The sequence below is a fragment of the Rouxiella silvae genome (genome assembly GCF_002093625.1).
In the GTDB taxonomy this organism is placed as follows: Bacteria; Pseudomonadota; Gammaproteobacteria; order Enterobacterales; family Enterobacteriaceae; genus Rouxiella; species Rouxiella silvae.
Genome location: NZ_MRWD01000108.1, coordinates 1 through 5504 on the forward strand (window position 1 = coordinate 1; position 5504 = coordinate 5504).

General features: G+C 47.2%; 4 protein-coding genes. All 4 read right to left on the bottom strand.

Annotated elements, in window-relative coordinates:
- Positions 1–44: 44 nt before the first annotated feature.
- The gene (locus tag BS639_RS24355; protein ID WP_084984623.1) at positions 45–839 is read right to left on the bottom strand and encodes a KAP family P-loop NTPase fold protein; all 795 of its coding nucleotides are present in this window, start codon (positions 837–839) and stop codon (positions 45–47) included.
- A gap of 336 nt (positions 840–1175) precedes the next feature.
- Complete coding sequence (locus BS639_RS24365) at positions 1176–2684, bottom strand: conjugal transfer protein TraG N-terminal domain-containing protein (protein WP_084984625.1); 1509 nt, start codon at positions 2682–2684, stop codon at positions 1176–1178.
- A gap of 325 nt (positions 2685–3009) precedes the next feature.
- The gene (locus tag BS639_RS24375; RefSeq protein ID WP_233427758.1) at positions 3010–4407 is read right to left on the bottom strand and encodes an integrating conjugative element protein; all 1398 of its coding nucleotides are present in this window, start codon (positions 4405–4407) and stop codon (positions 3010–3012) included.
- Positions 4408–4454: 47 nt separating this feature from the next.
- Complete coding sequence (locus BS639_RS24380) at positions 4455–5450, bottom strand: TIGR03756 family integrating conjugative element protein (RefSeq protein ID WP_084984628.1); 996 nt, start codon at positions 5448–5450, stop codon at positions 4455–4457.
- Positions 5451–5504: the final 54 nt, after the last annotated feature.

The window sequence follows — 5504 nt, forward strand, 5'->3', positions numbered from 1 at the left end:
TTTTCTTTGTAAGGATCAGCTTTGATTTTGGGGATGTTTGTCCATTAATTTACAAATTTATTGAGATAAGTCCTTGAGTCGATCTGACCATAACGCTGTTCAATACTTTTCTCAAACTGGCTTCGATTCATTACTAAATAAAAAATAACACCTCTTACAGAAAATAAATGTTTTACTTTTTCAAGTAAGTCTAATGAGTAGTCTGGTCTTGCTCGGTCTAGTTCATCAATGATAAAAATTGTTTTCTTTTTTGATTCAGTGTGAATCTCTTCTAAGGTGGTTTTGAAATACTCAATATCTTTCTTTTCTTCACCCAAAGATGTAATTTTATTTTCAATATAAGCCTCAGTGCTTTCAGTGGCTTTGTCGATCACTTCTTTCCCTATTTTAGCAATATTTCCACCATCTGCTAAACCTGCTGTAGCTGCATTAATAACAACTTTTACACCACTGGAAAGCAAAGCTGCACCCACTTTCGTGGAAACATCTAAAAACTTTCTACCAAAGCTTTTTAACGTATTTTCATCTCTTTTGATAAGTGCATATATCTCAGCTGTTAGTGCTATAAACGGATCTGTAGAATAGTCGCTTTCAAAAGAGTTAAAATATACGACATTAAAGTGTTCGCTCTCGTCCTTTTCAATTTGAGACTTCATCATCTCAACAAACGTTGTCTTTCCATTTCCCCAGTTATCATCCAATGCAAGCACCAGTTGCTCTTCAGGTGCATGTTTAATCACTCTCATCACTTGATCATAAAAAGGTTTACGGTTGAATATGTCGTCTTCTGGCGTGAAGCCGTTTGAAAAGGGTTCAATCTGTTTTATTGACTCTGACATCTATTAACTCCCAGATTTAATGAAAAAATAACTGACTTGTTTTATATACTATGAGGTGTAGCCTAAGCAGTATAGACAGTTTAATGGGATGCAAGGGTCGTATTTTACATGGGATGGTAAAGTGAAAAATATTCAATTTACAGTATTCAAAAAGCAAATAATTTGCCTTTGGGGCGCAATTCTTCTTCTGGTTACTTTGTTGTGGGATAAGTGGATAACCAAGGTATTCACAAGAGAGCCAGAGCAATCTGCCACAGAGCCAACCGGCAAGCTTTACGACCCAGAGCCTTACAGCGTTGATGACGACCACTAGTATTGATTATTCCCTTGAAATCTTTACAGCCGCGCCGCCTTAATCCCTGATTCCACGGCCTTGCCGCCGGTTTCTTCAGCCTTTTTACTCCCTGACGCCATCGCCTTTTCAATCACGCCGCCAGTAGAAATCCCTGCCCATGAAAGGGCGCCCATCCAGAATGCCGGAAGGACTACAAACATAGCACCGAGCACCAGGCTCATGATTAGGTCATCTGAGGTATTTTGGAATCCTGCTACGTTGAAACGACTGTGAGTATCAGAGCTGTAGAGTGCCTCAAGCAGCCAACTGTCTAGCCATCGTGCAAGTTCCCACCAGAAGGTGAGAAAGTTAAGGGCAAACATGATGAAAGTTACGGTGATCACTGTTTTATACTCATAGGATGCAAACATCACAATCAATGGCAACATTACATAGAGTGCCATGAGCAAAATGCCCTGAACCATCGGTAGTGCCTGACGTAGCGCATCGAAAGCTGGAAAGGCAATAAGACTACCGAGGGCATTTCCTCCTACGGCCGCCAGGCGCGTCACTGTGTTATCCAGTGTAAAATCTGCATTCCCGCCGTAACCCGCGTAGGCGTGCCCACCTTGTGCCACAGTCAGGCTGACTGGGCTTACAAGCCGGCGCAATATCGCTTCCTGATACTCGGCCGTATCCTTGCCCATCATTTTGAGTGCTGCTGACATCCGTAACCACATGCCAAGATCGGCCTGTGATTTGATCCGCGCCTTAAGCCCCGTATCATCTGTGTTCCACCACTCCTGACACGTTGGATAACCTCCATTGCCGGTATTGGGCCGGCCACTGTCGCGCGAAATGTTCCAACGAAATGCGTTGCGGGGCGTCTTTGACTGAAGCCCCGAGTAATAGTTGTTCAAAAACGTCGTGCTGCCCGGCCACTCAATATCCCGCAACAGGCTCTTATCCGTTGTTTGACCTTGATCGTCACGTTTCCAGGAATAAAGCGCTAATGCGTAGCAGTCGTTGGCGAAGTCCTGAAGCTCGGCGGCAAGTGCTTTATTGCCAATGCGCGTATGTTGAACCTCGAAACGGAGTTGGCGCAGATCCGGGCGGCAGGGAATGGTAGCGACCGCCGCCTGAGTTATCCCTTTTGATAGTTTGTGGATCAGTATCCACCAAACGGGAGCAGCTGCTGTTTGATTATTTAAGCTGGAGACAATGAATGAGTAGCCGCTCTCTTCGGGTGGCTTGGGCGTCCAAGTACCGCAGATCTCCGCCCTGGAAGCATCGTATTTAAGTGTTTCGAGATTAACGCTTATCAACGGCACGCAGCAGGCAATCATTACAAAGAATGCGCCATAGAGCGCATTCTCAATGCGCGGGAGTGAGAGCAAGCCTTTGTTACCCTCGTCCTCTCCCTCTTCACGGACCTTTATCCAGATACCAATAATTCTGAAAGCCAATGGGGTAACAAATAAGCCAGTGCTTAATAGGATGTCCCATATGCCATTATTTATTACCCATCCCAGCAGGGTCAGGAAGTATTCCAGATAGCTGTTAGTGGTCATGCGAGAAGCCGTGTATTTGCCAATAGTACATATTCACAAATCACAATAAACAGCAGGCTCGTCGCCGACATTCTTAACAGAACAGGCTTGGCTTTAAAATTCGGTGAATGCCAGACCTTCCAAAGTCCCCATATCAATGTGAGATACAGTGTTGCTCTCCAAAGTAGAAATCCGCTGCGGTTTATTCCTATCCACTTTTTCAATGAGGTTAATTCTGCAGGATACTGTATACCTAGGTGAGCAATGGCCAGCATAATGAGCAGAATGATGGATAGAGATAGAAGGGCAGTAATTGTCCCTTGAAACTTCGGTCTCTTGAGACTCATCAGTGGTTATCCTTGCCGTTCTCTGACGATGGGAGGCCGAGCTGATTAAAATGTAAATCTGTGCTGTCCTCACTTTGAGTCTGTGGATTGGCATTTACGCGCCCATTTTCACGTTCGATGATGGTTAGGATCGAATTCCTCGACAGCTCACGCTTTAATTTCATGCCGGTTCGGATTGCATTGATCTCGCGGTCTAACGCAGATATACGACGGTCACCTTCATCAAGAGCCATAGGTTGAGCGGCCACGTTCGGCTCAGACATACCCGTGATCAACAATTGACGCATGAGCAGGGCAATTTCGACCGTTTCCGCGAGAGCTAATTCGCTCGCAAGGCGTGCAGTGAGTGCCGCATTGTCTGGGTCGCGCTGTAGAGATTTAATTACGCCGGCAGTCACGGTGAGACTGCCTGTTTTGAGTTTCCCTAGATTCTCGGCATTGGGTTTAACCGTGCCATTGACCAGTTTTACCAATTCTTCGATGTTTGTTTTTACAGCTTTCTCAAACATTGGTACAAAGCCGGTACCCGCGACGGTTGTCCCTGGCTGTTGGTCGTCGCCTCCGCTGGTACATTCTGAAGAGTTAGTACAGGTTCGCATTGAGCGATCGCCGAGTACCTGAACGATTGTCCTACCCGCATCAAGAGAACTGCTAAATTTGTTGCACGCAGACCCGTCGCAGCTGCTGGCGGGGACGGGGGAAGAGCTCAGAACGGGAAGGCCGTTCATCATGTTGTAGCCCGCAGCTGCCATGTCGTGTGTTGGACGGATCGCCGCTTGTCCTTTGCCGCCGCGCTGCTGACCACCTACCCAGTTATTACCTGATTTACCAGAAACCTTCTGACCCGCATTATCTATGCGAATTGCATCAGCATCACCGCTATTGACCAACTGCTTATATTCCTCAATCGCCGCCGACTGGCTCCATGAACTTGAGTCGGTAAAATTTGCCAACTTTTTGGCCATATTTTGGCAACTGAGCTGCGCCTTATCGAAACCGACGTTCGCCTGTAAGAGTCCATTGGTCAGTGCATCGTAAAGCCCTGGGTTGGCTCGCTGGATTAGCATTGCAGGCAAACTGGCCACCGCCCCTGTTGCACCCTGAATTACTTCGCCCATGAGATCCTTAAATCCGTCGGTTATCCCATTGAGCTGATTACCTACCGTGGTTTTTAAGTCGAAGTTGCCGCACATCATGTCGCTGTTCCAGCCAAGATCGACACCGATTGTGCGCATATTGCTGCGTGTTCCTGGCTGGGAAATCACTGAGCCACCGCCGAGCGTGTAATAAAGCTTATCCGAGACCGCACCCGTAACGTCTTTTCCATAGCCCATCGCGCTGTCGTTTATTTGAGGAAGGCTGAGCTCGGCACGAGAGTTTGTAGAGATAAAGGCCATTGCTAGTAGGCCCCTAATGCAGTATTTGATGAAGACTTTATGGTTCATTATTGAGGGGCCTTGTAGTCAACACTTCGTAGTAAAGTCTGACCCATTCTTTCGCAGCAACTGTACGGTTGCCAAAGGGCGTAGGCCTGATTGCCATTGACGGCCGCCGGATGATTTCCATCGGGGAACGCGGCGCAGGAATTGCTTAGTTTCGGAGAGAGCCGCTGCCATTTATGATTTTGTTTGCCGGTATTTTCGGTGACTGAGTCAGGTGGCCAATAGCCAGGTCGGGGTAAGTCTTTTATAGATTGATAGACGTGGGGTTGCCCGGTTCGAGTGATGATATCTGCGACACGTTGCGCAATAACGGCTGAGGCTTTATCGTCATCTGTCTGGGTGACAAAGCCCGAACGGGGGTAAATGTTTCCCCACATATTTGCTGAAATCTGTGTTCCTAATTCTCGAAGCCCGGGCATTAAGGCCTCGGGATAGAGCGACTCAGGCAAGCCGGTACGCCAGGCAAAAGAATCTAACGTGCTTAAGAAGTAGGGGACCAGCGGCTTTGCCGAGCTAGAGCATGAGTAGCCTGCGACACTCCCGCCTATTATCGAAGTCGACGGGTGGCCAATGGCGTCGGCATATTTGAATTTTAGGCTGGAACGTCGTTTGCCCTGAACTTTTGCTTCAGCAGCATTTCCGCCGCCGGCTGTGACACCGGTTAATGAACCGACGATTGAGCTTTCAAGTCCGCCTGCAGTCTGGCTGACAAATGCCATCTCCTGCCACGGATTACCGCCCGGCCCGACATAGGTCGAAACTACTGCTTGAGGAAGAAAGTGAGTCACCTTCATTGAGGTTAGGGTCACACAGCCGAATGGGGTGCACTTCAACCAGTAACACATCCCACTGACCCGCCAACTGATGCAATCTTTGGATACGGCACTTTTTATGATTTGGGGGGTGTTGATGGTGGCAGATGATTTTTGCGGGAATATCAAAGCAATGTTTGCAATTAAACAAACCGATTGTAAAAATATATGTATGTTTTTTTTCATTTTTTAGGGTTTCAGTTTTTTTTCTTCAATGGATTATTGGTTGCAAGCCCAGCG